A 26,404-nucleotide genomic window follows, 5' to 3' on the forward strand; every position below is an offset into this window, starting at 1 on the left:
CTTAATTGGTTGAGAACTCAATTTCCTGTGATAAGCGGGCATCAGCGGGCTTACCATCGACCATCTTGGGTTTAAAGGTCCACTTTGAAACGGTTTTTTTCGCGGCTCGACCTAACCCGAGTTTGCGAGGCGTTTCTTTGAGTACTTTGATGTCCTGAACCCCACCTCGTTGGTTGACGGTAAACTCGATTAAAACGATGCCCTTTTCGATTCCTGCTCGTGCTGCCTTACGTGGCATCTGAGGTTGGAATGTGGCCAAAGGTACGGGGCCGCCGCTTCCTGCCAATTTAGCTCCACCACCTTGGGTGTAGTGACCGAGTACCGAACCACCAGTCACATTGACTGGCAGATCCAGTTTTGGCATATCCATTGGAATTTGCTCCATAACCGGCTTGACCGTTGCGGTGACCTTCATCTCTGGGGGAGGGGGTGGGCGCTTCGGTGGTGGCGGTTTGGGTAATTCGCGTTTTTTCTCCTGTATTTTTTCATCGGGTTTAATGCGTATGAATTCCACCATGCGGAGGTCTTCATTTGACACTAATTCGTGGCGCTCTTTATTTACCAGCTTGTCCATCCCCCAGAATAATCCGAGGGAGACAATCAGCGCCAAGGCAAGGGAGGCCAAATACCGCATAGGCTTAATCCTTATTGGTTGCGGCAATGGAGATACTTTCGACACCTGCCATCTTGATCTGGTCCATCACTTTTACGACCACGCCAGCATTGGCTTCGGTATCCGCTTGGATGACAACCGCACCATCAGGGCTTTCTGCGCGAAGGCGCTCAATGTTGGCACGTACGGCATCAGTTTCGATGCGGCGTTTATCGACCCAAACATCACCTGCAGCGCCGATAGCGACCATGATGTTCCCTTTTTTCACGGTTTGCGCAGAGCTTGCCGTAGGACGATTGACTTCTAGACCGGCTTCTTTCACGAACGACGTGGTAACGATAAAGAAGATCAACATGATGAATACGATGTCGAGCATCGGAGTCATATCGATAGCAGCTTCGTCACTGCTATTATTGCTATAGCGTCTTTTCATGACCTATACCTCTTATTTCCGTTTACTCAGGCAATGTGCTTTAACTTATCTTCAAGTTTCTGCGTGGTAACTTTGGCTAAATGATCAAGACGAGTACTGAAGAAAAGTCCTGATAGTGAAGCCACCATCCCAGCAAGTGTCGGGATCGTTGCCTTTGAGATCCCTGAGGCCATTGCTCTAGGGCTTCCTGTTCCTGTTACTGCCAAGATATCGAACACTTGGATCATACCGACAACGGTGCCAAGTAGACCCAGTAGAGGGCAAAGTGCGATTAACACTTTGATGATGGGTAACCCCTTTTTATTCTCGATATCCTGACGAGAGACCATTTCTTGTCGGATCATCTTAGCGTTCCAGCTTTGATGCTCTGAACGTGCTTGCCAAGAGCTGATGGTGTTTTTCATGGCTTTTGGCGCGACGGCAGCGAAGTAAAACCAACGTTCTAGCAAGACTGCCCATAACATAAAGCTGAGGATGAAAATGGCGACGAGTACATCGCCACCCATTCCCAAGAAGCGCCTAATTGATTCCAGTTCTGCGATTAACCACCACATAGCGCCTCCTTAGCTTTCGGCCTTATGCAGCTTTTCCTGATAGCGAGCGATGAAACCTGCACTCTGTTCTTCAAGAGTTTGCACCAAGCGACGGCCTTTACTGTGTACGATGGTGTAGAGGAACAGCAGTGGGATCGCGACCACTAGACCAAGCATGGTTGTCACTAGTGCCTCAGAAATACCACCCGCCATCAGTTTTGGATCGCCTGTACCGAATAGAGTGATGGCTTGGAAAGTACCAATCATTCCCATAACGGTACCAAGTAGACCGAGCAGAGGCGCTACAGAAGCAAACAGCTTGATTGAGCTCACAAAGCGTTCAATACTTGGAGCATTACGTAAGATGATCTCATCTAATTTGGCTTCCAGATCTTCTAGGTTGTCCCCTTTATGCTCTTGGTAAGCTTGAATTACTTCACCTAGAGGGTTACCTGGTATCACGCTGTCTGAGCTGGCTTGTTTGCGCATTTTGCTGCCAATCACTAATAGACGTACGTAACAGATAAGGGCAATCAGTGCGCCAACCGCTCCCATCGCTAGGATCACATAGCCGACAACGCCACCTTGGTCGATGCGTTCTTGCACGGTGGGGCTCTGAACAAGCAAAGATAAGATCACGCCACGTGAAGGATCGAGGAAAAGGGGTTCGTATGCGTTATTTGCTGCTTCAAAGCCGCCAACTAAACCAGTGATGTTGTTACTTGGCTGACGAGACAGTTCTTCAAACTTACCGGTTTGAGGGACATAAGTGACGTATTTACCGTCTGCAATCGCGTTGAATTCACCAACCAAAGTGATGTCTCGAACGGCTTCTTTACCTTCTCCGTAAACAACCGTTGCTGATGCCGTGGTTGTTTCTCCTGAGGCGACGATTTGCTGCAGAATGGTGTACCAAAATGCTTCCAGCTCTTGAGTAGAAGGTAATGCTTTGCTCTCAGCCAGTTTGGTCAGAAGCGCTTCACGTTCAGGAAACAGCACTGCATTTTGTGACGCCGCAAATAAGCCTTTAAATTCGCCAGCATATTGACGAACGACCCCAAACATTTCACCTAAGGTGCCGGAACGCACGCGAAGAGTTTCTGTTAGCTCGGTTAACTGCTTGTCGTTCTCGTCAAAGGTGGCTTTCAGTTGGTCACCTAGAGTTTGTTGTGCGGCAAGTTCATCACGAGCCTGCTGTAAGAGAGCGGCTTGCTGATCGCGGTTATTTTTGAACTCCGCTTCACGTACTTTGTTCTGCTTAGACTCAACGATACTCTCTGATTGAACGTTTTTAAGCAGTTCTGATAAATTTTTCGGAGTGTCGGCATTGACGCCCGCGACCATAATGAAACTCGCAAGTAAGCCAGCGGCTAGAGTTTTGAATCCTTTCATTTTTATTCCTCCCCAGCAAATACAGGCAGTTTGATCAGCGCAGGTGGCGCTTGTTTCTTAGCGATACGCAGTCCTTGTTGTACAGCAAGGCGGTAGCTTTCAGGTAGGGATTCCCATTGGCGAGTTTGTTGGTTCCACATGCCCGTTTCACCGCCATCAGGTGATTGGAACAGCAGGGCAGTACGACCAACACGTAGGAAATCGTACGTCACGGTTTCCCCATTTCGCTCCAGGCTTGCTTTGTAAGACTCCAGCGAGCGTGAAAAGCCTTCTTCGATTTGATAGGCCGCCATGACTTTACGGAATTTTTCCGATGTGGTGACATCAGCACGATCCATGAGGTCACGAAGTTCTTGGACACGAATGGTGCGCTCTTCTTTTTGGAAAGGCAGATCGAGGGTCACGAATTCATCTAATGCGTCGATCATTTTTAAGGTTAGGGGCACCACTTCCGTTGCCGTTTGGTCGATCTGAGCAATCTGAGCGTTGAGAGAATCCAGCTCTCCTTGCTGTGACTCAACCATACGGCTGATTTGTTCGTTGTAGACTTTCATGCTGTCGATCTGGCGAAGTAAGCCTTTGTATTCGCTCAGCATGCTTTCTGTACTTTCTGCGTAGTGATCAATTTTTTGTTGTGAAGCCTGAGAAGACTTGGTTACTTTCGCTTGATTCGCGACCACAGTGCCTGAGTCTGCTGCGATTGCTGTTCCACTTACCGCCAACAGAGCGGCAGTGATTGCACTTACGCCAAATTCCTTTAACGCCATAGTTGCATCCTTGTCAGTGTGTAAAATGTCAGTCGGTTGTGGCGCAGGAAAATGACCTGCGCCAAAAGTTTGCTTAAAAGTTTTGTGAGTAGTTCAAGAAGTAAACACGCCCCTGAATACCGTATAAGTCAGTGTTATAGGTGACACCATCGGATTCAAAAGCCGGATCTTCATCAGTAAGGTTGCGAACACCCGCTGTCAGCTTTCCATCCCATGGTGTGGAGTAGTTGTACGCGACATTAAATGTGGTCAAGCTTGGTATCTTGCCCGTTTTGTTGTAGTTCTTATCGACATCTTGCGCTTGAGAGGCAATGTGATCCGCCGAAAAGTAAATGTCATGGTCATTGAGAATGTTAAATCCAACACCGGTTTGGAAGCGATACTCTGGCATGCCATTGCGGCCAACTTTGTTATTGGTTGGGCCGTTCACGTACTCAGGGCTGCTGTAATCAAGTACATAAGTACCAGCAAAGTCGTAGCGAACCGTAGTCAGGTCGAAGTCATAAAGGTAATTCACCTTTAAGTCGATCCCTGATGTTTCAAGGTCCCCAATGTTCGATAGTGGAACGGTCGCATGAGTAATACTGCCCGCTGCATCACGAGTGATGTTGGCGTTTGCCTGACCACTGCTGCGCTCTTGGTCAATCATACTTTGTAGCGTATTCATGACTATCGTATCTTCAATACGGATGTTGTAGTAATCCGCGGTAAGGGCAAGATCTTCGATAGGTGAGTAGCTGATACCAAAGTTAAGTGAGGTTGAGGTCTCGGCATCTAAATCTTTGTTTGAGGTGCGTGTAGTCGTGTATTGCTTTTCTGGACAATCAGCCTCAGAGATGCCATTCGCTTCACAGTAGACGTAATCTTTAGCGAAGTCGTTGGATTCACTGTCTGCACCATAAAGGTTACTCAAAGAGGGTGCTCTAAAGCCCATACCTGCACCAGCACGGAACATGAGGTTGTCTTGTGGCTGATAGCGGAAAGACGCTTTTGGTGAAAGTGCGCTACCAAAGTCACTATAATGGTCGTAACGTACCGCTACGTTCATTTCTAACTCATCAGTGAATGCTAACAGCGATTCCGCAAAGAGCGCGTAAGTTTCACGGTCACCAGCAGATGAATTACCTGCACTACCGATGATATTTCCCGCTTCACTTTGTGAGTCGTACTGATCAAAGTAATCGTAAGTGGTCATTTCAGCGCCGAGATAGAGGGGAATAGTGATGTCACCCACTTCTGCCAAATCAAACTGTAAGCCACCATTAAATTGATGCATCTCCATTTGAGATTCACGAGCGGTGGTTGCAGCCAAATCCTTCGTCGCATCAGCACTGAATTCACCATTAATGAATTCACCTGCATTGGCAAGTGCTTCTGCTGGTGAACGCAAAACATAACCCGTACCACGTTCGTTGCTGTTGGAATAATTTAAGTGATAGCCCGCTTCCCAGATAACTTCACCAAAGCCATCCGTTTCAAAAGCCCCGTCTAATCCCGCTTTCATATCGGCTTGAAAATCGGTGACGTTGGTATCACGAGTGCCCACGTTGGTAAATCGATAGTAGACACTGGCAGGGCCTGCTGCTGGGTCAAGACCATTTTCAGTAAAGAAGTTTGCACCACCGACTGTGTTTGGATCGATTTGGAAGAAACCTGCAGCAGGTGCGAAGCGACCAAAACTTTGGTTACGGCTTAACAGCATTTGCGCATTAAAAGTTGTTGTGTCCGATAAGAAAATATTACCGTTTACAAACACTGTATTTCGTTCCAGTGACGCGGTTTGTGCCGCTTCTGAGGTATAATCGTAGCCACACATTGGACCAAGACCTGGGTATTCCGTTATGCCAACAAAGCCTTTGCTAGGATCACATTTCGCGTCTGTGTCGTAGCCATTGAGCGGCTTGAGTTTGCCATCATGATAAACATTTCGGCCATAAATGCTGACGCCAGACATGTCGAAGTAATTGCTTGCGCCCGTATTTTTTGAACTTAGGTAATCACGATCGCGATAATAGATTTCATCTTTTGCGTCGTGTTCGAATGAGAAGTAGATATTACCTTTTTCACCGGAAGTACCAGCGACGATCGAGAAGTTTTTCTCATCTCCCCCTTCTTGAGAAGGCAGTCCACTACCAACAGTGATATTCAGGCCGTCGAACTCATCTTTTAAAATGACGTTAACCACACCTGCAACGGCATCGGAACCATAGACGGCAGAGCCTCCGTCTGCCATGACTTCTACACGCTCAACGATTGCAGCAGGGATCACATTTAAGTTTGCCGCACCCCCACCCATAGTGGCAGAGCCGGGTAGTCGCTTACCATTGATCAATACCAAGGTGCGCTCAGCGCCAAGGCCACGTAGAGCGACGGTCGCTTGGCTTTGCCATGAGCTGCCCGAACTTTCGCTGAAAGAACCAAAAGAGTTTAATGAAGTTTTACGTAGTACGTCAGCGATAGAAATGTCACCCGCACGTTCAATTTCTGCACGTCCGATGACGGCAACTGGGGTGCTGCCTTCCATCGATGCGCGAGTTAAACGCGAACCGGTTACTTTCATTTTTTGCAGTTTTTCAACTTGTTGCTCTTCTGCCTGTGCTGTGAAAGGGGCCACTGCCGTGGTGCCTAGAGCGAGGCTGATCGCAACAGATAAAGCAGTTGTGTTTTTAGACATCCTTGTTGCTCCAATTTTTTCTTATTCTTCCTTGTCTTTGGTCATATCGAGACCAAATGTGACGTTAATATTTCGTTAACGCTTGGAACATGTATACCTGAGTTGAAAAAAGGAAGTCAAACCAGTGGTAAAGAGTTATGTGCCAATGTGAAAATAATGTTAAATACTGTTTTGTTGTGATATTTTAGTCTATTCATCCTTATTATTTTTATTTTTTAGTTTATTCATCTAATAAAAGGGCTGATTTTGTGTTTGTTATAAACATTAATGCGTTATGTCGTATTGATGAATTAATGTCGATATTAATACTGAATATCTTTAAAGTTTCAGAATAATATGCTGACTGTGAGTTTTTGTAACAGAGAGGTGAATGACAGAGGTAAGGTGATTGGTATCAAAATATGATACCCCTTGATATGAAAGGGCTCATCTAACTTTCTTTCACAAATTAACATATCTGGTTTTATTTCATTATTTTTCACAAATGTTGCTTTTAGACGATAATTCAGTGATAAAACGGCCAGATTGATATCCTGTGTGAATTTATTTTGTGGTTTTTCATAACTTTTTACAAAAACATTTCAATTTTTTAGACACAAAAGAAGTTTGTCGTGTTTCGGCTTCAAATACTTGAAGTAGAGGGTAATTCGATATAAATATTGATTGCAGCAACAGGAAAATGGCTGACTGAGCCAAAAGGAAGCGGTCTCAGTAGCTCAAATGACTGCCAAATAAAAAGCACCATGTCAGGGGGGATAGTTTGCGTTATCTTCTCCCTAAATGGACAGAGAACAAGGAGTGAGTTGTTTATGCTGTCATATTTTTTGCGCCGTTTAGCTTTGGTGATTCCAACGTTTCTCGGCATTACTATTCTGATTTTTGCTATAACCCGATTTGTACCCGGTGGACCTGTTGAGCGAATGCTCTCTCAAATGCAGGCTCAAGGGGACGGTGCGGCGTCAATGACCTCCGCAGGTGGCAGTACTGCTCTGTCTGAAGAACAGATTGCAGAGCTGAACGCTTTTTATGGTTTAGACAAACCTGTCATGGAAGCCTACATTGAGTGGCTGGGGCGGTTAGTGACTTTCGATCTTGGAGAATCAACGCGCTATTACGAGCCAGTCTCGGATATGATTGCTGAACGTCTCCCTGTTTCGCTGTTTTATGGTGGAATGACTTTTTTTATTAGTTACTTTATTTCTATTCCCCTTGGCTACTATAAAGCCTTGAAACACGGCTCCGTTTTTGATTCTTCTTCTTCTATTCTCATTTTTGTCGGTTACGCGTTGCCTGGTTATGTGGTCGGGGTCTTGCTGATCACACTATTTAGCTATCACTTAGAGTGGTTTCCAATGGGAGGCTTCGTTGGTGATGACTTCGATGACTATGAAACATTTTTTGAGCGGGCTAAAGATGTGATGTGGCATGCGGTATTACCTTTGATCTGTTACTTGATTGGTGATTTTGCCACGTTGACGATGACGATGAAGAACAACCTTATGGAAAACTTATCGTCAGACTATATCCGTACTGCTATTGCCAAGGGGTTGCCATTTAACAAGGCGGTGCGCAAACACGCTTTGCGTAATAGCCTAATACCCATCGCTTCTCATTTTGGCAACTCGTTGCTGTTCTTTATGACAGGGGCGTTTCTTATCGAAGTGATCTTCAATATTGATGGAATTGGCCTACTGGGGTACGAGTCGATCATGGAGCGTGACTACCCGGTGGTCATGGGGATTGTGGCGATTAATGCGGTCTTGCTACTGATTGGTAATATCATTTCTGATGTCTGTGTTGCTTTAGTCGACCCTCGAGTGAAGTTTGGAGCGTAATATGATTAAAGTCAGTCCATTAACTCAAAAGAAAATCCGTCATTTTAAAGCGATTAAACGAGGCTACTGGTCTTTTGTGATCCTCTCATTGATGTTGGTGCTTTCGTTATTTGCTGAACTTCTGATTAACAGTAAAGCATTGGTGGTGAAGTACAACGGTGATTACTCTTTTCCTGTCTTCAGTGATGTCCGCTTAGGCAGTGAATTTGGTCAAGCTTCTTCTAGTGAAGTTAACTACCGGGAATTACAAAAAACCTTCCAAGAGCAAGGTGGTGATAATTTTGTCATTTTACCCATAGTGCCTTGGAACCCCTATGAGCAAGATTTTAGCGGAGACTTCCCACCAACGGCACCGAATGCGGAGACTCAGCATTACTTAGGGACCGATGTGATTGGTCGAGATATCTTGGCCAGACTGGTATACGGCTTTCGTACTGCGATGGGTTTTGCCTTATTAACGATGGCGATTTCATACGCGATTGGTACTGCAGTCGGGTGTGCGATGGGCTTTTGGGGCGGTAAGTTTGACCTGTTTGTCCAACGCTTAATTGAAGTCTGGTCGATGGTGCCGTTTTTGTACGTCATCATGATCTTAGTCTCGATTGTACAGCCTACCTTTACCTTATTTGTTGCCATCAACGTACTCTTCGGTTGGATGGGGATGACGTGGTACATGCGTACCATGACTTATAAAGAGTCTGCCCGGGAGTATGTCATGGCTGCACGTGCTTTAGGTGCTTCAACTGCAAGGATTTTATTCAATCACATTCTACCTAATACCATGGTGATGATCGTGACTTTGGCGCCATTTACCATTGCTGCCAACATCACTGCACTGACGGCTTTGGATTACCTTGGCCTAGGTTTGATGCCTCCGACACCGAGCTGGGGGGAACTGCTGCAACAGGGTAAATCAAACTTAGATTCACCATGGATTGTGAGTTCTGTTGTGACCTCTATTGTGCTGGTTTTGGTGATGGTGACTTTCATCGGTGAAGCCATTCGAGCGGCATTCGACCCGAAAAAATTCACACGCTATGTTTAATGATGAAAGGTAATAACGATCATTAAAAAGATGTGGTGAAAAAACATAAAAAGGGAAGTTTATGAAACAACTATTTTTAGCGTCGACCCTGAGCGCTTTGAGTTTAGGGACCATTTCAGCGACGCTTCCGACTGACTTAGATTGGCAAACCAATTGGGATGAGCCGCAGTATGGTTCACCGCAAGCCAAACGTGGCGGGACGTATCGTACTTATATGTCGAGCTTTCCACAAACCCTACGTAGTGTCGGGCCAGATGCTAACTCGGGGTTGCGTTCGTTTATTTTAGATGAAACCCCGGGGCTGGTGGTTCGTCACCCAGATACACTCGACTTTATTCCTGAATTAGCCAACCAATGGGCATTAGCAGGAGATAATAAAACGGTGTACTTTAAGCTTAATCCACAAGCAAAATGGTCCGATGGTCACCCCGTTACGGCGGATGATTTTGTGTTTATGCTTGATTTTTACCGCTCAAAAGACATCCTAGAGCCTTGGTATAATGATTATTACACCAAGACCATTGCTGAAGTGATCAAATTTGACGACTTAACTTTTGCTGTGCGTGCTGCCAGCGAGTTTAACCCTGAAGAGTTGTTGCTTCGTATGGGGGCGTTGCGTCCGCGACCTGCTCACTTTTACGCTAATCCGAAAAAAGATGCCAATGGCGATGGCATTCATGATGATTTCGTTCGCTATTACAACTTTAAGAGTGAACCGACCACAGCCGCTTACTACTTGGCGGACATTAAAAAAGGCAAAAGTGTCACCTTTAAGCATGTAGGTGAAGATTGGTGGGGTTACTCCAATAAGTATTATCAAAACCGCTATAACGTCGACAAGATCCGCATTACCGTTATTCGTGATAACGACATTGCCAAAAAGCATTTTGAAAAAGGCAAATTAGATGCGTTTGGTTTAGTGTTGCCTAATTTGTGGCACGACAAGTCAAATACTGCGCCGTACCAAAAAGGCTATATTGAAAAATTCTGGGGCTACAATCAATATCCAGTCGGGGCGGGAGGTGTTTGGCTAAATACAGCCATGCCATTATTGGATGATCTCAACGTACGTAAAGGCATTCATTCTGCGATTGATTTTGATGGCATGATCGAAAATCTGATGCGTGGAGACTATAGCCGTAAACCGAACCCAACAGGTTTTGGCCATGGTAAATATACTTTGCCGGATGCTGTCGCTCCAAAATTTGATCCACAAAAAGCCGCGCAAGCCTTTACCGAAGCAGGCTTTGATAAGATTGGTCCAGATGGCATTCGCCTCAACGATAAAGGCCAGCGTTTGAGTTTCGAACTTACCTATAGCACGCCACTGCATACACCTCGGATTGCTTTTTTACGCGAGCAAGCGAAATTAGCAGGCCTGGAGATTGAACTGAAGCTAATCGATGGCTCATCCATGTTCAAATACGTGCGCGAGAAAAAACACCAACTTGCCTTTTTAGATATGGGAACCTCTGAAATCCCAACCTATTGGGAGTATTTCCATTCCGATAATGCGAACAAACCACAAACCAACTCTTTCACCAATTACAGCACAGATGAGCTGGATGAGAAAATCATGCAGTATCGTTTCAGTATGGATATGAATGAAAAAATCCGCCTAGGTCATGATATTCAACGTGACATTATCAACGCGCATGTGATTGTCTCTGGTTATATGGTGCCGTATGTGCGTTATGGTCACTGGCGGTGGCTAAAATTGCCTGATAAGCCGATGAATCGAATGACCGAGGCGTTATTCAGTGGCGGAATTATCGGCGATGGCACTTACTGGATTGATCCGGATGTGAAAAAGCAAACTCAACAAGCAATGAAATCGGGCCAAACTTTTGCTCCCGTTGTTGTTGTCGATGATACCTATAAGCTGTAAGGGGGAATCATGGAAAATGAAGTCATTCTTCGCGTCAAAGACCTTGAAGTCGAATTCACCACCGATGATGGCCCGGTAAAAGTCCTACACGGCGTCAACTTTGAGGTTAGAGCGGGGCGGACCTTGGGTTTGGTGGGTGAATCAGGCAGCGGCAAGAGCGTCACCTCGATGGCCATCATGGGGCTGTTACCCAAACCATATGGCAATATTGTTCACGGTGAAGTGGAGTACCGAGGGACGAACCTTGTGACTCTCCCGGCGGAAAAAATGTATCAAATGCGTGGCAATCGAATTGCGATTATTTTTCAAGATCCGATGACTGCTCTTAACCCTGTTCATTCAATCGGTCGCCAGTTGTGTGAGGTGCTTGAGCTACATCGGCCAGAACTCAATCGTAAACAGCGTGAAGCGTACGCTGTAGAAATGCTAGCAAAAGTTAAAATTCCACTGGCAGAAAAACGCCTCAATGAGTATCCGCATAATTTATCTGGTGGCATGCGTCAGCGGGTGATGATTGCGATGGCTTTGGCCTGTAAGCCAGATATTTTGATCTGTGATGAGCCAACCACGGCGTTGGATGTAACGGTTCAAGCATCAATTCTTGAGCTGATGAACGAGCTGCAACAGGAAACGGGCATGGCGATGATCTTTATTACTCACGATCTCGGTGTGGTGGCTGAAGTGTGCGATGATGTTGCGGTGATGTACGGCGGACGTATCGTCGAAAAAGCGGAGATCTTTGATCTATTTGACAACCCTCAGCACCCTTATACCGAGCGGTTGATGGGATTGATGCCAAGTTTGGATAATGAACCGAAACAAATGATCGACATTAAACCGATTGATGCCAGCATATTTGCGCACTCATAAGACAAAGTGAACACGTCATAGAGAGGTCTTCATGACAAAAGAAGTATTAAGAATTGAACATCTTAAGCAGCACTTTGTCTCGGGCAAAGGGCTGTTTAAAAAGGGCTACACCATCAAAGCTGTTGATGGCGTTTCTTTTTCTGTGGCACAAGGAGAAACGCTAGGTTTAGTTGGGGAGTCGGGCTGTGGTAAAAGCACCCTAGGTCGTACTATTTTGAAATTATTTGAACCTACCGACGGCAAGATTTTCTTTGAAGGTCAGGAGATTACCCGTTTGTCGGCCAAGCAAATGCGGCCACTACGCAAAGACATGCAAATCGTGTTTCAAGATCCAATGGAATCTCTTAATCAGCGCCACACTATCGGGATGATCCTCGAAGAGCCGTATGTGATTCACAATATCGGTAGCTCTGCGGAGCGCAAACAATGGGTGAAAGAACTGCTGGTTAAAGTTGGGCTGCCTGAAAGCGCGGTCAACCGTTACCCTCATGAGTTCTCGGGGGGTCAGCGCCAACGTATCGGTATTGCGCGAGCGATTGCACTCAAGCCCAAGTTATTGATTTGTGATGAGTCGGTTTCAGCGCTCGATGTGTCGGTACAAGCTCAAATCCTCAACTTACTTTTGCAATTACAACAAGAAATGAATCTGGCGATCATTTTTATCTCCCATGACTTATCGGTCGTCAAACACGTATCCGATAAAGTCGCGGTGATGTATTTCGGTAAGGTTGTAGAATCCGGCAGTGCCAAAGAAATCTATGCTAACCCACAGCATGATTACACCAAAAAGCTACTGGCTGCGATTCCGATCAATCATCCGAAATACCGCAAGAAAAAGCGTCTCGCCGAAAAAAAGCAGCGAGTGGCGTAGTGCCACCATGCAATGAGTCAAACTAGGCCGATGAAAGCAGTACGTTCAAAAACGCCCCTCGAATTTGGGGCGTTTAGTTCGGGGCTGTTGACCTTGCGAGCGGATCTTGTTGCAAACAAATTGTTATCACAAACAGATTGTTATTGCGAAAAAATCGTTATCGAGAACAAATCGTCAGTTGCTTAATACTAGTGACTTAACACTTTTAGAGAGTCGGCAATAACCGCGCTACTGGAATCATTTTTAGCGATTTTACCCACAATTTGTACTTGATCTTTGGGGGAGACTTTTTGTTCTCCCCAAACATAAGGACCAATTTTCACGCTCATTTGACCAGTTTTATCCTTAAACGTGTATTGATCATCACCCAAGGAATCTGTGACATGACCAATAATGGTGACGGTCATACCATCAGTAAGCCAACTGGCATCCATCACATCTTCGACAGTATTTAAGGTGTCATTCACTTTAGGGCCATCAAACCCACTTTGTTGAGTGGTGACCTCTGCTTGTTCAGTAATGGTGTCGTTACTGGCAAAAGCTGGAGTGGCGGCAACCAGAGCGCCAAGCATCAGTATCAGTGTGTTGTTCATGTCATTCCCTTTAGAGGTTAAGCGGAAACAAAGGGCACTAACCCTCTGTTATCGTTGCTTTTAAATGTAGTCCATCCTTTGAAAAAAGCGATTTGATTGTGTATGAAGCGTGATGACTAGGCTGAGAATGTGCATGATGCCGGGTCGAGATAACAAAAAGCCCAACGTTTGATGCTGGGCTTGAATAAGGTGAGGCGAAAGTTATTCGATATTTTGGATCTGCTCACGCATTTGTTCGATCAGTACTTTAAGTTCTACACCAGAGGCGGTGATGTCAGTGCTGATGGACTTAGAGGCCAGAGTGTTTGATTCACGGTTGAACTCTTGCATCATGAAATCGAGACGACGACCAACGGCTCCGCCTTTTTTAATGATGTTAGTGGTTTCTTTAACGTGCGAGTCTAAGCGGTCTAGCTCTTCTGCCACATCTGACTTTTGCGCCAAAAGAATCAGCTCTTGCTCAACGCGAGAAGGGTCTAGCTCAACCTTGGCATCTTCAAATTTCGAGAACAAGCGCTCTCTTTGCCACTCAAGGATTTCAGGCATGCGTGCGCGAACTTTGACGACTTCTGCAGTGATGGCCTCAAGACGCTGCTCAATAAGCGCTTTCATGTTATCACCCTCACGACCACGAGCTTCAATGAATTCGTCGATTGCTTCATCAAAGGCACCAAGAAGCGCTTTATTGATTTCGTCCATGTTTTGCTCTGGCGTTTCCATGACACCTGGCCACTGCATCACTTGGAAAGGGTTGATGCGGCTGAGTTCACCGGTCATATGCATGACTTGTTCAGCAGCTTTGATCACTTGGTTGGCAAGTGCTTCATTAATGCTGAGCTCTGTTTTTGCTGCTGGGTTTGCTTCAAAACGTAAGCTACATTCTACTTTGCCGCGAGCAAGACGTTTACGAAAGCGCTCACGCAGTACTGGCTCTAAAGCACGGAACTGCTCTGGCATGCGGAAGTAGGTTTCTAGGTAGCGTTGATTGACACTACGGATTTCCCATACGGCACTGCCCCAGTCGCCTTTTATCTCTTTGCGTGCATACGCAGTCATACTATAAATCATCGAATTTTCCTGTCTTTTGTTTGCTGAAAATTACCGCGCAATAGTAGCACAACCTATGTGCGGGATCTCAGTCATTGTTACAAGCGATCGACCAGATAGCTTTATTAGGCTAATTCCGTTATACTCTGCGCCCAATCAAATCGTCTTCTCCTCATTACTAAGGTAGATGCCCATGCGCCCAAACGATCGCAAGGCGGATCAAGTTCGCCCAATAAAAATTACTCGTAACTACACGGCTTATGCTGAAGGCTCAGTATTAGTTGAATTTGGTAACACCAAAGTATTGTGTAATGCGACCGTTGAAGAATCGGTGCCACGTTGGTTGAAAGGCCAAGGTAAAGGTTGGGTAACGGCAGAATATGGCATGCTACCTCGTGCTACACACTCACGGACTCGTCGTGAAGCAGCCAGTGGCAAGCAAGGCGGACGTACAATGGAAATCCAACGCTTGATTGCTCGCAGCCTACGTGCGGTTGTGGATTTGAAAGCCATGGGCGAATGCATGATTACTGTTGACTGTGATGTGATTCAAGCCGATGGTGGTACGCGTACGGCATCCATCAGTGGTGCTAGTGTGGCCATGGCAGATGCTTTCCAACACCTTGTTGAGAGTGGCAAACTGAAAGCAAACCCAATGAAGGGTCACGTTGCGGCCGTTTCTGTTGGCCTACTCGGTGATGAGGTTCTATGTGACCTTGAGTATGTAGAAGACTCAGCTGCAGACACAGACATGAACGTTGTGATGACGGAAGAAGGTAAGATGATCGAGATTCAGGGCACCGCAGAAGGTGAACCGTTTAGCCATGAGCAATTGATGGCGCTACTCGAATCAGCCAAAATCGGCATTAGCGATATCGTCGCGGCGCAGAAAGCGGCATTAGAAAATTAATGATTTTTAAATAGCTTCCCATTAAGGAAGCTATTTTTTTACCTATTGCTAGGACCTAGGACCTAGGACCTAGGACCTAAGACCTAGTACTTGGAATACGAATAGAAATTTACACAGTAAAAGTTGAGAGAGAATAATGAAAGCATACCAGCGTGAATTTATTGAGTTTGCACTTGAGAAACAGGTTCTTAAGTTTGGTGAGTTTACTTTGAAATCTGGGCGTAAAAGTCCGTATTTCTTTAATGCTGGTCTTTTTAATACGGGTCGTGACCTTGCTCGTCTTGGTCGTTTTTATGCTGCGGCATTGGCGGATTCAGGAATTGAGTTTGATGTGTTGTTTGGCCCTGCTTACAAGGGTATCCCAATTGCAACCACGACGGCGGTTGCGTTAGCGGATCATCATGATGTCGACACGCCTTACTGTTTCAACCGTAAAGAAGCGAAGAACCATGGCGAAGGCGGTAACTTAGTGGGCTCTGCACTAGAAGGTCGTATTATGCTGGTGGATGATGTGATTACTGCGGGCACAGCGATTCGTGAATCGATGCAAATTATCCAAGCGAATGGTGCTGATCTGGCGGGTGTCTTGGTTGCGATTGATCGCCAAGAAAAAGGCAAAGGCGAGCTTTCAGCAATTCAAGAAGTGGAGCGTGATTTTGGCTGTGCGGTCATTTCTATCGTCAGCTTGTCTGATTTGATCACGTACCTTGAAGATAAAGGTGATGCAACCGAGCACCTTGACGCAGTGAAAGCCTACCGTGCTGAGTTTGGGATTTAAAGAAAAGGTCATAGGTTAAGAGAAAGGCCCTAGGTTAAAAGAAAGGTCCTAGGCCCCTAGGATCTGTTCTCCGTAAGCGAAGCGCTCCGTCTTCCGTATTCCCAAAGTTTGCTCATAAGCTACCGAAGGCTATGAACATCCCGCGCATAATATCTAGGACCTAGGGTCTAGGCCCTAGGCCCCTAGGACCTGTTCTCTGTAAGCGAAGCGCTCCGTATTCCGTATTCCCAAAGTTTGCTCATAAGATAACGAAGCCTATAAAACATACCGCGCATAATATCTAGGACCTAGGACCTAGGCCCTAGGATCCTAGAACCTTAACCCTTATTTATACCTAATCCCTTTTGGTACGTTCTCATCAGCCATTGTCTTGTAGCGCTTGTGTAACCACATCCACTGTTCGGGAGCACGTAAAATCACCATCTCAACAAACTTATTCATATAAGCCGCTGCGGCGACTTCATCTTTTTGTGGGTAATCGTCTTCAATACATTGGTCTGCAATGATTTCGTATTTGCCATTTTGGTTACGGAACCCTGAACCAGGAATAATCGAACACTTCGATGTATACGCTAGAATGCTTGTTCCTGTGGTGGTAGAGGCGTCTTCAATCGCAAAGAATGGCACAAACACAGCTTTATTACGGCCATAGTCATGGTCGGGCAGATAGAACAGGCGCTCGCCTCGACGAAGAATTCGGATCATCTGCTTAAGATCTTTACGATCTATCAGTTTATTGCCGTTATGAGAGCGTCCCCAGTATTGAATAAAGTTATAAGCGGGATTGGTGTGTGGACGAAAGGCCCCATAACCAGCCATACCAAGCACAGCAAAAGCGCGGGCTGTGATCTCTAAATTGAGCGCATGCACACAACACAGCAGGACGCCTTTCTCTTCTGCGGCCTTAATGCGTAGGGCGATGAGATCTTTTTCAACAATGATTGTTTTGAAACGCCATGTCGGCCAAAACCAAGTAATCCCGGTTTCAATCAGCGCCATCCCCGTATTTTTGAAGTTTTCAATGACGATGGACTGAATCTCTTCAGGTGTTTTTTCTGGGAAAGCCAGCTCAAGGTTACGTGTGGCAATATGAACCCGTTTTTTACCAAAGCGCATGCCCAGTTTGCCTATTGTCTGGCCGAGTGAAAGAAGCATGCGATAGGGGAGCAGATTAACGACTAAGGCTAATAAACCAAAGCCGCTCCAAACCCCCCAATAACGAGGGTGGAGTAGGGAAAGAGAAAACGCCGGTTTGGTGTATTTATCTTTGCTCATAGTCTCTACTTAATTTGTGCGCTGAGCAGTGCCCAGTATTCATCAAAGTTTTCTGTTGGTTGATATTTAAAATCACTGCGTACAAAGCGATTGAGGCTGCCTTCTACTTGACCGAGTATTTGTGCCGCTAGAATGCGTTCTTCGACAGGAAATGACTTTCCCTCTCGCAGTTTTCGTTCACGCAGAATTTGACGAAGTTGGGTTTCAATGCGTTCAAACAATTGGTTAATACGCTCGCGTAAACGTTCATTTTCAAACATTAGCGCATGACCGGAAAGAATGCGCGTTAAGCCCGGGTTACGTTCTGAAAAGGCAAGGATCAGATGCATCACCATGCGGATACGCTCTAAGGTGTCTTTTTCATCTTCTAAGATACGATTAATACGTGTCATTAAGGCTTCTTCGATAAATTCGATTAACCCTTCAAACATACGAGCTTTACTCGGGAAGTGACGATACAGTGCCGCTTCGGAGACCCCAACTTGCTTGGCCAATTTTGCTGTAGTAATGCGCGATGCTCCTTCTGTCGATTCAAGCATCTGTGCAAGTGCTTGTAAGATCTCTTCACGACGATTGGATTTTTTACTACCAGCCATTCTTATTTCCTTTCCAAAAAATACATAGTTAAGCGGGAGGATTATAAAGATCTCTTTACCATCAAACTAGAGCACAAAAGAGGTAATGGGAGATTTAATCCCCCAATTGTCATGTTTGTGTGTAATTTGTGGCAGGCGTTCTTTTATTGCTCCCCCCAACATTTTGAATTGATGACTAAGGTTCGTGGTGCAACAGAACCAGAAGAGCAGCATTGCAAAAAGCACTCATTAGTCCATTAAGTGGTGTATCTGATGTAAAATTTTAACGCTCAAGGCTTGTTTAGACTCTAGTGGCAAGGCCAATTCGCCTTGTGACCAAAATAGGGTAATAGCGTTGTCGTTGCTGTTAAAACCTTGCCCATCAACAGAAACATCATTGGCGCAAATCATATCGAGATTTTTGCGTGCTAGTTTGTCACGAGCGTAAGCTTCGACTTGGTTGGTTTCTGCGGCAAAACCAACGGTAAACGGACGCTGTTGTTTTAGAGCAGCCACTGATGCAACGATATCTGGATTTTTAACCATATTGATGGTCATGTGCTCGTTGCTCTCGGTCTTTTTCAGCTTCTGTTTGGCGACGGTATCAGGACGATAATCCGCAACGGCCGCACAGCTAATGAAAATATCATGTTGGGTGGCGTGCTTCATCACGCTATCGTGCATCTCTTGCGCGCTATTGACGTTGATGCGTTCTACATTAGGTGGTGTCGCTAAACTGACAGGACCACTGATTAACGTCACATTGGCGCCAAGTTGTGCGGCGGCGTTGGCTAATGCAAAGCCCATTTTCCCAGAACTGTGGTTAGTGATGTAGCGTACAGGGTCGATGGCTTCACGTGTTGGTCCGGCCGTAATCAGCACGGATTGACCAGCAAGCAGTTTGGGCTGAAAAAATTGCTCACACATTTCGACCAATTGCATCGGTTCGAGCATTCGCCCTGGGCCAACATCACCACAAGCTTGCTCACCTGCTGCTGGTCCCCAAACCTCCATCCCTCGACGTGTTAGGGTGGCAAGGTTGTCTTGAGTGGCGGCACTGCGATACATCTGTTGATTCATGGCCGGTGACACGGCAATCGGTGAAGCTGTCGCTAAAACCAGAGTGGAAAGTAAATCGTTACCCATACCAGCAGCAATGCGAGCGATTAAATCTGCCGTCGCAGGGGCAAGCAGAACTAAATCAGCCCATTTCGCCAATTCAATATGTCCCATAGAAGCTTCAGCTGCGGGATCAAGAAGGCTGTCTGAGACAGGGCGCCCTGAAACGGCTTGCATGGTCAATGGCGTAATAAATTCTTTGGCAGCGTCGGTCATGACAACTTGAACGTGCGCGCCTCTTTCTATCAAGCGGCGAGTGAGCTCAGCACATTTATAAGCGGCAATACCGCCACTGATGCCAAGCAAGATTTTCTTTCCAGAGAGTGTGTGCATATGATATCTCCAATCTATCTGGCGCTGAGTTTACCACAATTGAACGGGCCATCTTGTCTGGTAAAGAACAAGTTGCCAATTTCGAGTCACTTGGATATGGGCCTCAGTCTATTTCGTTATATACCCAAGTAACCTCAAGATGCTGCGTTCAGCGAGATGACCTTAGCTCTCAGGCACGGCAACGATTCGAAGATTTAGTAGCCTACATTGAGAATCGTTAACAAAGTCTGAGAGTTAAGGTCACTCGCCCTTTGGGAGCGTGTCACTGAGCCGACTTCTTGCGTCAGACAACTTGGAGATAGAATACTATCCCGCTTCGTTGTCTTCCTTGAATTCGACTCAGTGACCTCGCTCTGAATCAAGCATCTTGAGGTCACTTGGGTATATTCATCATGCCGACAAAGTTTGCTCTGGACGAAGGTCTTTCGTCAATGACAAAAAAGTCAATTTCAGTGTTGTACGGCGGAGCACAAAAAAATGCAATGTGAGTTTCGCCTTTGACGATTTATTTTGTGCAATGAACTTTGAAATGACTTTGTTGCTTAAAAAGGCCAGCTTAATGACACTGAAAACTTTGCCCAATGAATCGATGCCAAGAGAAAAACTCCTACAACGTGGACCGCAATCGTTGAGTGATGCCGAGTTGTTAGCGATATTTTTACGCACGGGTACCCGAGGGATGAACGTGATTGAGCTGTCAGACTTCTTACTTAAAGATTTTGGCTCCTTAAGACAACTTTTTTCTGCATCAGAAAAATCTTTTTGTCAGCATAAAGGCCTCGGACAGGCAAAATACGTTCAATTACAAGCGGTTTTGGAGATGACGCAGCGTTATCTGGCTGAAACATTAAAACGAGGCAGTGCTTTATCCAGTCCAGAGCAAACCAAACTGTATCTTTCATCTATATTAAGAGACAGGCAAAGAGAAGCCTTCTATATTCTTTTTTTGGACAATCAGCACCGCGTCATCAAAGATGAAATTTTATTCGAGGGCACGCTGGATGCGGCTTCGGTCTATCCTCGAGAGGTGGTCAAGCGGGCTCTGCATCATAATGCGGCAGCACTTATCCTCGCTCATAACCATCCATCGGGTATTGCTGAACCAAGCCAAGCAGACAGAAGAATTACTCGACGATTAATCGATGCTTTGGCGCTGGTGGATATTCGAGTTTTAGACCATTTTGTCATTGGTGATGGTGAAAGTGTTTCCTTTGCAGAAAGGGGTTGGATATAACTGTGCATTTTTTAGGTTGTTAGTTGCTAAAAATCTGCTATCATCCTCGCCACTAAATTTTTAACTGAATTCAGCTTGGACTGCTAGAAAAACCTGCTGTCTAAAAAAAGATCACGAAAACCTGTAAAAAGGATCTGTTCGGGTCTTGAGCAATGCATATCAAGTTAGTATAATGCGCGACCTTTGATAGCCTTGTATGGATTTTCCATAGCGGTTCTTAACCTCAAACTTCTTTCCGAGAAATAGAGAGGTTCGGCCACCAAGGTTGATATCGAGCTGAAACGATTTTGGAGAAGACATTCATGTCACGAGTATGCCAAGTAACTGGTAAGCGTCCAGTAACGGGTAACAACCGTTCACACGCACGAAATGCTACTAAGCGTCGTTTTCTGCCGAACCTACAAACTCATCGTTTCTGGGTAGAGAGCGAAAAACGTTTTGTTAAACTACGCCTTACTGCAAAAGGTATGCGTATCATCGACAAGAAAGGTATCGATACTGTTCTTGCTGATATCCGTGCACGTGGCGAAAACGTTTAAGAGGAAATAGGCAATGGCAAAGAAAGGCGTTCGTGAGAAAATCCGTCTAGTATCTTCAGCAGGTACAGGCCACTTCTACACAACTGATAAGAACAAGCGTAACATGCCAGGCAAATTTGAGATCAAGAAATTTGATCCAGTTGTACGCCAGCACGTTATGTACAAAGAAGCAAAAATCAAGTAATTGGTTTTTACCCTTTGTCGATTTGAAAACCCAGCTTTCGAGCTGGGTTTTTTATTACCTAAAATTCATGATCAAAAATCTCTGGCCCTCGCCAACCTTAGCAAGCTTTGATAGGGTTATCCTTATTAACTTTAAGTTTTTCTATTAAGGTCAGGAATTGTTATGCGTGTCAGCCCTTCTCGCCGCCGTCGTTGGAATAACATACTTATTTTAGGCATTATTGCTTTTATGGTGCTGCTTAATGCGCCTACCTGGATTCAAACTTATTTAATCGATGATCCACAAAATGATTACCCCAAAGTGCTACGCTCTGATTATCCCGTACGAGCCGTTTACTTTTCTGGATGGACGCTTGAAAAACAACATGGCCAATGGCAATCCAATTTGAAAGCAGAGATCCCAGCGCAAGAGATTGTGTCGCGTTGGCAATCTCTTGAAGGAACGGAACTGACCGCTGAACAATATGCGCAGTTAAAGCCACAATTAGCTGCGCCTGAAAGTATTGAAATTTGGTATCAAGGGGTGGAAGAACCACAGAGGATCACATTTTACCGCCTTAAGAATTTTTGGCTGTTTAAAAACTGGCAAGATAAGTGGATTGCGATTTCTGTTGATGGCAAATACATCATGCCTAATTGAACGCCAAATCGATAAGGCAAAATTTTGTAAAATAATGCTTTCCAATTAGGCTAGTCAGCTAATGAGTAATGAGAGTAATGAGAGTGAGGAGAAGTTAATGCCTGAGTTACCTGAAGTGGAAGTGAGTCGTATGGGGATCAGCCCACATATGGTCGGTCAGACGATCAAGGCATTTGTGTTTCGGACACCAAAATTGCGTTGGGATATTCCACCAGAGCTTAAGCGTTTAGAAGGGCAAGTGATCCGTAATATTAGTCGGCGTGCTAAATACTTACTGATTGAAACCGATCAAGGAACCGCGATTGTGCATTTAGGCATGTCAGGCTCACTGCGTGTACTTGATGCCGATTTTCCAGCAGCTAAACACGATCATGTCGATCTTAAACTGACTAATGGTAAGATCTTACGTTATAACGATCCTCGTCGCTTCGGTGCTTGGTTATGGAGTGCACCGAATGAATCTCACTCGGTATTAGGGCATATGGGGCCTGAGCCTCTGACTGAAGAGTTCAACGCTGAATATATGATAGACAAAGCTAAAAGTAAGCGTGTTGCGGTCAAACAGTTCATTATGGACAACAAAGCTGTCGTCGGAGTCGGAAATATCTATGCCAATGAGTCTTTGTTCAAATCGCGTATTCATCCGACTCGACCTGCAGGTAGCCTAAACAACAAAGAGTGGCAACGGTTAGTCGACAATATCAAATCGACCTTAGAAACGGCAATTCAGCAAGGTGGAACGACACTCAAAGACTTTGCTCAAGCGGATGGGAAGCCCGGCTACTTTGCACAAGAACTGTTGGTTTATGGTAAAGCGGGTGAGCCATGTCCTGAATGTGGAGAGATTATCCAAGAACAGAAACTCGGTCAGCGTAATACGTTTTTCTGTGAACAATGTCAGCAATAAGTGCTGAAAATGTAATCTAAGTGTTTACGTATGATCTGATTTTTTCTGGTATGATCATTACTATTTTGACTTTTAAGTCTAGCTAGCTTAGATGTATAGTTAGAAGCAGTTCTCATAGTTTGGTCGATATGATAAGAAAATTAAGAAAATTAAGAAAAGTAAAAAAGAAATGGATTTCTTTGAAATTAATGCTGCAAGCTTGTTGGGCTCATTTTGTTGTTCGAAACAATAGAGACTTTGATTCTAGCAGCCCTGTTCATGTCTCACTTACCAGCTACGGTCGTCGTCTGCATAAGGTATTCATCATCATAGAAATGTTAATGAAGCAAACGGCTCCAATGAATTCCTTAACCTTGTATATCTCCAATCAAGATATGCGCAGAGAGCAGTTACCTTCTAGTTTGAAACGCTTGGAAAAGCGTGGGTTAACACTATGTTTTGTTGATGAAAATATTTGCTCATATAAAAAAATCTATTATTCATACTTAAAACATCATAAAAATGAACAAGCTTTATTAGTCACGGCAGATGATGATGTGCTTTATTCGTCCAATTGGTTGGAGGAGCTGGTTCATGCGTCCTCGCAGCATCCAAATGCAGTGGTCGCTCACCGATGTAAGACCATTACTTTAGATGTTGAAGGCAAACCAAAAGCCTATAGACAGTGGAATGGGCAGCATGATATCCCTTGTGATCATATTAAGCATCATCTAATAATGCCAACGGGGGTTGGTGGTGTCCTTTATCCCGTCACCTCTCTAATGGGCCTCGAACAGCAAAAGAATGACTTTATGCAGCACAGTCGATGTGCTGATGATATTTGGTTGAAATGCTTAACTTACTATAATGGTTTTGAAAGCAAGCTAACGAAGCCTCGCAGTTTGGTTACTTATCCTAGTGTGATAACGTTATCTACTAAGCGAAAAGGACTTGCTTTGTATAATGTTTACCAAGGGGGCAATGATAAACAGATGGCTCAAACTATGGAGTATTTTGGTATCAATTTTCTAAGTAATCACTAATTAACGGTACACTGCTTTGCTCGAATTAGTCCATTCTTGCCAACAGTATACCTCAAATTTTCAATACTTTAAGGCATATTCATGGAACCAAACGTTAATACATCGTTAAAAATATATGTTATTACAACAGGTAACGAGGAAAGAGTTGAGAGAATACGCAGCTATCTTAAAGAGTTTAACTTTGAGTTTGTGCAATCAGACCCTTATGATGCTCTCCTCTGTCTTGAAAAAAAGTATCAAAGTTATTCCCATAAGTTTCGTCAAAAAGCCATCATGGCGGGTGAAATCGGCTGTTTTAAGACTCATTCACAAGCTTGGGAAAAAATAGTTGCGAGTGGTAACTCTGCAATAATCATCGAAGATAATATCGAATTTATACAGGAACCTTCGAGGTTACTTAGGGCGGATGTATCCGAATATATTAAAAAATATGGCTTGATTAACTTCACGAACTTTAGTTATATTTTAGAATCAGACAGACCATTTAAAGTCTCTGATGTAGAGGAGAATAAGCCTTTTCCTACGGTATGCTATGGTATAACTCCTTTGAGGGCTGTTGATCTCCTTAGCAAAATGCAAAAAACAGCCTACGCTGTTCCCATCGATAAATGGTTATCTATTCCTAAATTGAGCGGTTGTTACGGTTATATTAGCCCAATTGTTGTGGCGAAACGGCAAGCAAACTTATCGAGTATTGCTAATAAACGTAAGGGTAAAAAGACTTTTAATCCAATAAATATGTTTCTTAGAGTTTTAAATAAAATTAAATATAAATTTTAGTTAATACTAAAGGTCACCCAGAATTTAAGGTAGCCTTTATTTGTTGTTTTTAATGGTAGTATTTAGTGGTTAACTGAGAGTCGAATCAAACGGTAAGTGCTTGAATGTATTACGCAGTGTTACTCGGGGGGATTTCTTGTAGATTAAAGTATTTCTGGGCTACCATTAATGAAATCAGTCGCTCTCGCTGCGGGTGTTTGAATTGTTCTACCCAAGCATGCGCATTGGCGATGATGTTTTCCGCTTCTTTAGGGTGGGCAAGGTAGTAATCCATCTTTTCGTTAATGTCGGAAAAATCATCTTTTATCTCGACATAGTGTACGCCAGGTAAGAGTCTCCCTTCCATAAACCATGTTTCAAAGCGCAGCTTGGGTGTAAAGCAAAGTGAGTTTGAAGACATAATCCACTTTAGGTTAGTCGCAACGTCCATTCCTTCTAAGCTGAGTATAAATTTGTACTCTAATTGCTCTGCTATCGTCATCGGAGGCGTGACGTAATGTAATTGATCTTGCTCTTTAGTGTCTACTCTACCTACATCACACCGAGGGTTATGAAAATGTGTAGCGAGTAATATTCTCCTATTTGGCCGAAACCCAGTCCCACGCCAAACAAGTCGATCTTTTTTATTTTGATAAGGTTTGTCTTGCTTGACAAAATTATAGTGTCTCACAGCATTGAGCTTGAGCAGAACTGAGTTGGCGTTATTACCTTCAATGGGTCTGCTTTTTAGAAAGGTTGGCTCGGAGGGAATATCGACGACATCACCATTGATGTATTTGAACTTTGCCTTGGCCGGGAAGCTCTTAACTACTTTAAGTAAATCATAATAGTAGGTGCTCCCTCCTGTTTTTTTGAAATTCCTGACTTCAGTTAAGTCTTGCTTTGTGAGAGTAAATTCAGAATTTAATTTATTGTAATACTCAACTCTCTCAAATAAATATTTTAGCTCGTATGTCCCTTGCTTCTTTATCAGATTTCTTGCATAGAAACGGAAAAAACAAGAAGGTAAATAAGGAAGGAATATATTGCTTAAGTAGTATTTTAACTTTTTCATGATTTGTCGAATTTAGTTAGGAGCGCGTTATTGACTGCAAGGGGCACAAATTGTGTTACCTCGCCTCCATGGATAGCGACTTCACGGACAATGGTTGAAGAAAGAAAGGCATACTCTTCTGCGGGTGTTAGAAAAACACTCTCTACACCTGGTAAGAGCTTACGGTACATGCTCGTTAGACCAAATTCATATTCGAAGTCAACCGTGGTCCGTAAGCCTCGGACTAATATATTGGCTTTTTGTTCACGAGCAAAATCAACCAGTAGACCACTGAAGCCTTCTGTCGATACATTGCTTAAATGGGCAGTGGATGCTTCGACCAGTTGGACGCGTTCATCCAGACTAAATAACGTATTTTTAGAAGGGCTAGCTGCAACGCCAATGATGATATTATCAAACATGTCTGCAGCACGCGTGATGATATCGAGATGACCGTTGGTAATTGGGTCGAAAGTACCTGGGTATATAACTTTTTTCATCGTAAAACTTTCTCG

At 44.6% G+C, this 26,404-nt stretch carries 27 protein-coding genes; 14 read left to right on the plus strand and 13 right to left on the minus strand.

Annotated elements, in window-relative coordinates:
- Window position 1: 1 nt before the first annotated feature.
- The 6 genes from BS333_RS01020 to BS333_RS01045 all read right to left on the minus strand — a co-directional run bounded on the left by BS333_RS01020 (window position 2) and on the right by BS333_RS01045 (window position 6,412).
- Window positions 2–634, minus strand: a complete 633-nt coding sequence (locus BS333_RS01020; protein WP_021709469.1) for an energy transducer TonB — start codon at window positions 632–634, stop codon at window positions 2–4.
- A gap of 4 nt (window positions 635–638) precedes the next feature.
- Window positions 639–1,046, minus strand: a complete 408-nt coding sequence (locus BS333_RS01025; protein ID WP_021709470.1) for an ExbD/TolR family protein — start codon at window positions 1,044–1,046, stop codon at window positions 639–641.
- 26 nt (window positions 1,047–1,072) lie between these two features.
- A complete protein-coding gene (locus BS333_RS01030; RefSeq protein ID WP_021709471.1) occupies window positions 1,073–1,600 on the minus strand; it encodes a MotA/TolQ/ExbB proton channel family protein in 528 nt (175 codons plus the stop codon).
- 9 nt (window positions 1,601–1,609) lie between these two features.
- The gene (locus tag BS333_RS01035) at window positions 1,610–2,971 is read right to left on the minus strand and encodes a MotA/TolQ/ExbB proton channel family protein (protein WP_021709472.1); all 1,362 of its coding nucleotides are present in this window, start codon (window positions 2,969–2,971) and stop codon (window positions 1,610–1,612) included.
- Window positions 2,972–2,973: 2 nt separating this feature from the next.
- The gene (locus BS333_RS01040; protein WP_021709473.1) at window positions 2,974–3,738 is read right to left on the minus strand and encodes a DUF3450 domain-containing protein; all 765 of its coding nucleotides are present in this window, start codon (window positions 3,736–3,738) and stop codon (window positions 2,974–2,976) included.
- Between the two features lie 73 nt (window positions 3,739–3,811).
- On the minus strand, window positions 3,812–6,412 hold the full coding sequence (locus BS333_RS01045) for a TonB-dependent receptor plug domain-containing protein (protein ID WP_021709474.1): 2,601 nt from the start codon (window positions 6,410–6,412) through the stop codon (window positions 3,812–3,814).
- A gap of 809 nt (window positions 6,413–7,221) precedes the next feature.
- Between BS333_RS01045 and BS333_RS01050 the strand changes: the two genes are divergently transcribed.
- From BS333_RS01050 to BS333_RS01070, 5 genes are all read left to right on the plus strand, one after another.
- Window positions 7,222–8,247 carry an ABC transporter permease subunit gene (locus BS333_RS01050; RefSeq protein ID WP_021709475.1) on the plus strand — a complete coding sequence of 342 codons (1,026 nt, stop codon included), beginning with the start codon at window positions 7,222–7,224 and terminating at the stop codon, window positions 8,245–8,247.
- 1 nt (window position 8,248) lies between these two features.
- A complete protein-coding gene (locus tag BS333_RS01055) occupies window positions 8,249–9,292 on the plus strand; it encodes an ABC transporter permease (protein ID WP_021709476.1) in 1,044 nt (347 codons plus the stop codon).
- 61 nt (window positions 9,293–9,353) lie between these two features.
- Window positions 9,354–11,180, plus strand: coding sequence for an extracellular solute-binding protein (locus BS333_RS01060; RefSeq protein WP_021709477.1), 1,827 nt, complete (start codon window positions 9,354–9,356; stop codon window positions 11,178–11,180).
- A gap of 9 nt (window positions 11,181–11,189) precedes the next feature.
- Entirely contained in the window at window positions 11,190–12,050 is an 861-nt protein-coding gene (locus BS333_RS01065) for an ABC transporter ATP-binding protein (protein WP_021709478.1), read from the plus strand.
- Window positions 12,051–12,081: 31 nt separating this feature from the next.
- Entirely contained in the window at window positions 12,082–12,921 is an 840-nt protein-coding gene (locus BS333_RS01070) for an ABC transporter ATP-binding protein (RefSeq protein WP_021709479.1), read from the plus strand.
- Window positions 12,922–13,109: 188 nt separating this feature from the next.
- Here BS333_RS01070 and BS333_RS01075 read toward each other — a convergent pair whose 3' ends face one another.
- Both BS333_RS01075 and BS333_RS01080 read right to left on the minus strand, forming a co-directional pair.
- Entirely contained in the window at window positions 13,110–13,514 is a 405-nt protein-coding gene (locus tag BS333_RS01075) for a YgiW/YdeI family stress tolerance OB fold protein (RefSeq protein WP_021709480.1), read from the minus strand.
- Window positions 13,515–13,715: 201 nt separating this feature from the next.
- Window positions 13,716–14,582 carry a YicC/YloC family endoribonuclease gene (locus BS333_RS01080; protein ID WP_021709481.1) on the minus strand — a complete coding sequence of 289 codons (867 nt, stop codon included), beginning with the start codon at window positions 14,580–14,582 and terminating at the stop codon, window positions 13,716–13,718.
- Between the two features lie 172 nt (window positions 14,583–14,754).
- On the opposite strand from BS333_RS01080, the gene rph reads away from it, so the two are divergent.
- Complete coding sequence (gene rph, locus BS333_RS01085; RefSeq protein ID WP_021709482.1) at window positions 14,755–15,471, plus strand: ribonuclease PH; 717 nt, start codon at window positions 14,755–14,757, stop codon at window positions 15,469–15,471.
- A 136-nt stretch (window positions 15,472–15,607) separates the two neighbouring features.
- Window positions 15,608–16,249: an orotate phosphoribosyltransferase gene (gene pyrE, locus BS333_RS01090; RefSeq protein WP_021709483.1), complete on the plus strand. Its 642-nt coding sequence runs from the start codon at window positions 15,608–15,610 to the stop codon at window positions 16,247–16,249.
- 324 nt (window positions 16,250–16,573) lie between these two features.
- Here pyrE and BS333_RS01095 read toward each other — a convergent pair whose 3' ends face one another.
- From BS333_RS01095 to coaBC, 3 genes are all read right to left on the minus strand, one after another.
- Entirely contained in the window at window positions 16,574–17,524 is a 951-nt protein-coding gene (locus tag BS333_RS01095) for a Kdo(2)-lipid IV(A) acyltransferase (protein ID WP_021709484.1), read from the minus strand.
- A 5-nt stretch (window positions 17,525–17,529) separates the two neighbouring features.
- Window positions 17,530–18,120 carry a nucleoid occlusion factor SlmA gene (slmA, locus tag BS333_RS01100; protein WP_021709485.1) on the minus strand — a complete coding sequence of 197 codons (591 nt, stop codon included), beginning with the start codon at window positions 18,118–18,120 and terminating at the stop codon, window positions 17,530–17,532.
- A 228-nt stretch (window positions 18,121–18,348) separates the two neighbouring features.
- Window positions 18,349–19,551, minus strand: coding sequence for a bifunctional phosphopantothenoylcysteine decarboxylase/phosphopantothenate--cysteine ligase CoaBC (gene coaBC / locus BS333_RS01105; RefSeq protein WP_021709486.1), 1,203 nt, complete (start codon window positions 19,549–19,551; stop codon window positions 18,349–18,351).
- Between the two features lie 559 nt (window positions 19,552–20,110).
- Between coaBC and radC the strand changes: the two genes are divergently transcribed.
- The 7 genes from radC to BS333_RS01145 all read left to right on the plus strand — a co-directional run bounded on the left by radC (window position 20,111) and on the right by BS333_RS01145 (window position 24,856).
- Window positions 20,111–20,785, plus strand: coding sequence for a RadC family protein (gene radC / locus BS333_RS01115; protein WP_021708994.1), 675 nt, complete (start codon window positions 20,111–20,113; stop codon window positions 20,783–20,785).
- A gap of 302 nt (window positions 20,786–21,087) precedes the next feature.
- Window positions 21,088–21,324 (plus strand): 50S ribosomal protein L28, encoded by a 237-nt coding sequence (gene rpmB / locus BS333_RS01120; protein ID WP_005467944.1) that lies wholly within the window; start codon window positions 21,088–21,090, stop codon window positions 21,322–21,324.
- A 13-nt stretch (window positions 21,325–21,337) separates the two neighbouring features.
- On the plus strand, window positions 21,338–21,508 hold the full coding sequence (gene rpmG, locus BS333_RS01125; protein WP_004410866.1) for a 50S ribosomal protein L33: 171 nt from the start codon (window positions 21,338–21,340) through the stop codon (window positions 21,506–21,508).
- 162 nt (window positions 21,509–21,670) lie between these two features.
- Window positions 21,671–22,147, plus strand: coding sequence for a hypothetical protein (locus BS333_RS01130; RefSeq protein ID WP_021708993.1), 477 nt, complete (start codon window positions 21,671–21,673; stop codon window positions 22,145–22,147).
- 97 nt (window positions 22,148–22,244) lie between these two features.
- Window positions 22,245–23,054: a bifunctional DNA-formamidopyrimidine glycosylase/DNA-(apurinic or apyrimidinic site) lyase gene (mutM, locus tag BS333_RS01135; protein ID WP_033003499.1), complete on the plus strand. Its 810-nt coding sequence runs from the start codon at window positions 22,245–22,247 to the stop codon at window positions 23,052–23,054.
- A 179-nt stretch (window positions 23,055–23,233) separates the two neighbouring features.
- Window positions 23,234–24,076, plus strand: coding sequence for a hypothetical protein (locus BS333_RS01140; RefSeq protein WP_152428714.1), 843 nt, complete (start codon window positions 23,234–23,236; stop codon window positions 24,074–24,076).
- An 81-nt stretch (window positions 24,077–24,157) separates the two neighbouring features.
- Window positions 24,158–24,856, plus strand: coding sequence for a glycosyltransferase family 25 protein (locus BS333_RS01145; RefSeq protein ID WP_021708990.1), 699 nt, complete (start codon window positions 24,158–24,160; stop codon window positions 24,854–24,856).
- 109 nt (window positions 24,857–24,965) lie between these two features.
- On the opposite strand, the gene BS333_RS01150 is transcribed toward BS333_RS01145, so the two are convergent.
- Window positions 24,966–25,910: a glycosyl transferase family 90 gene (locus tag BS333_RS01150; RefSeq protein WP_021708989.1), complete on the minus strand. Its 945-nt coding sequence runs from the start codon at window positions 25,908–25,910 to the stop codon at window positions 24,966–24,968.
- Window positions 25,907–26,389, minus strand: a complete 483-nt coding sequence (coaD, locus tag BS333_RS01155) for a pantetheine-phosphate adenylyltransferase (protein ID WP_021708988.1) — start codon at window positions 26,387–26,389, stop codon at window positions 25,907–25,909. Before coaD ends, BS333_RS01150 begins: the two co-directional genes overlap by 4 nt.
- Window positions 26,390–26,404: the final 15 nt, after the last annotated feature.

This window comes from Vibrio azureus, assembly GCF_002849855.1.
Lineage (GTDB): Bacteria > Pseudomonadota > Gammaproteobacteria > Enterobacterales > Vibrionaceae > Vibrio > Vibrio azureus.

What these genes read in the sequence shown, in the direction of transcription:
- BS333_RS01030 (WP_021709471.1), bottom strand. Translation starts at nt 1,600, where the DNA reads ATGTGGTGGTTAATCGCAGAACTGGAATCAATTAGGCGCTTCTTGGGA.
- rpmB (WP_005467944.1), top strand. Translation starts at nt 21,088, where the DNA reads ATGTCACGAGTATGCCAAGTAACTGGTAAGCGTCCAGTAACGGGTAAC.
- BS333_RS01025 (WP_021709470.1), bottom strand. Translation starts at nt 1,046, where the DNA reads ATGAAAAGACGCTATAGCAATAATAGCAGTGACGAAGCTGCTATCGAT.
- mutM (WP_033003499.1), top strand. Translation starts at nt 22,245, where the DNA reads ATGCCTGAGTTACCTGAAGTGGAAGTGAGTCGTATGGGGATCAGCCCA.
- BS333_RS01035 (WP_021709472.1), bottom strand. Translation starts at nt 2,971, where the DNA reads ATGAAAGGATTCAAAACTCTAGCCGCTGGCTTACTTGCGAGTTTCATT.
- coaBC (WP_021709486.1), bottom strand. Translation starts at nt 19,551, where the DNA reads ATGCACACACTCTCTGGAAAGAAAATCTTGCTTGGCATCAGTGGCGGT.
- pyrE (WP_021709483.1), top strand. Translation starts at nt 15,608, where the DNA reads ATGAAAGCATACCAGCGTGAATTTATTGAGTTTGCACTTGAGAAACAG.
- rph (WP_021709482.1), top strand. Translation starts at nt 14,755, where the DNA reads ATGCGCCCAAACGATCGCAAGGCGGATCAAGTTCGCCCAATAAAAATT.
- BS333_RS01075 (WP_021709480.1), bottom strand. Translation starts at nt 13,514, where the DNA reads ATGAACAACACACTGATACTGATGCTTGGCGCTCTGGTTGCCGCCACT.
- BS333_RS01080 (WP_021709481.1), bottom strand. Translation starts at nt 14,582, where the DNA reads ATGATTTATAGTATGACTGCGTATGCACGCAAAGAGATAAAAGGCGAC.
- BS333_RS01040 (WP_021709473.1), bottom strand. Translation starts at nt 3,738, where the DNA reads ATGGCGTTAAAGGAATTTGGCGTAAGTGCAATCACTGCCGCTCTGTTG.
- slmA (WP_021709485.1), bottom strand. Translation starts at nt 18,120, where the DNA reads ATGGCTGGTAGTAAAAAATCCAATCGTCGTGAAGAGATCTTACAAGCA.
- BS333_RS01060 (WP_021709477.1), top strand. Translation starts at nt 9,354, where the DNA reads ATGAAACAACTATTTTTAGCGTCGACCCTGAGCGCTTTGAGTTTAGGG.
- BS333_RS01020 (WP_021709469.1), bottom strand. Translation starts at nt 634, where the DNA reads ATGCGGTATTTGGCCTCCCTTGCCTTGGCGCTGATTGTCTCCCTCGGA.
- BS333_RS01050 (WP_021709475.1), top strand. Translation starts at nt 7,222, where the DNA reads ATGCTGTCATATTTTTTGCGCCGTTTAGCTTTGGTGATTCCAACGTTT.
- BS333_RS01145 (WP_021708990.1), top strand. Translation starts at nt 24,158, where the DNA reads ATGGAACCAAACGTTAATACATCGTTAAAAATATATGTTATTACAACA.
- BS333_RS01065 (WP_021709478.1), top strand. Translation starts at nt 11,190, where the DNA reads ATGGAAAATGAAGTCATTCTTCGCGTCAAAGACCTTGAAGTCGAATTC.
- BS333_RS01045 (WP_021709474.1), bottom strand. Translation starts at nt 6,412, where the DNA reads ATGTCTAAAAACACAACTGCTTTATCTGTTGCGATCAGCCTCGCTCTA.
- BS333_RS01150 (WP_021708989.1), bottom strand. Translation starts at nt 25,910, where the DNA reads ATGAAAAAGTTAAAATACTACTTAAGCAATATATTCCTTCCTTATTTA.
- radC (WP_021708994.1), top strand. Translation starts at nt 20,111, where the DNA reads ATGACACTGAAAACTTTGCCCAATGAATCGATGCCAAGAGAAAAACTC.
- BS333_RS01070 (WP_021709479.1), top strand. Translation starts at nt 12,082, where the DNA reads ATGACAAAAGAAGTATTAAGAATTGAACATCTTAAGCAGCACTTTGTC.
- BS333_RS01095 (WP_021709484.1), bottom strand. Translation starts at nt 17,524, where the DNA reads ATGAGCAAAGATAAATACACCAAACCGGCGTTTTCTCTTTCCCTACTC.
- coaD (WP_021708988.1), bottom strand. Translation starts at nt 26,389, where the DNA reads ATGAAAAAAGTTATATACCCAGGTACTTTCGACCCAATTACCAACGGT.
- BS333_RS01055 (WP_021709476.1), top strand. Translation starts at nt 8,249, where the DNA reads ATGATTAAAGTCAGTCCATTAACTCAAAAGAAAATCCGTCATTTTAAA.
- rpmG (WP_004410866.1), top strand. Translation starts at nt 21,338, where the DNA reads ATGGCAAAGAAAGGCGTTCGTGAGAAAATCCGTCTAGTATCTTCAGCA.
- BS333_RS01130 (WP_021708993.1), top strand. Translation starts at nt 21,671, where the DNA reads ATGCGTGTCAGCCCTTCTCGCCGCCGTCGTTGGAATAACATACTTATT.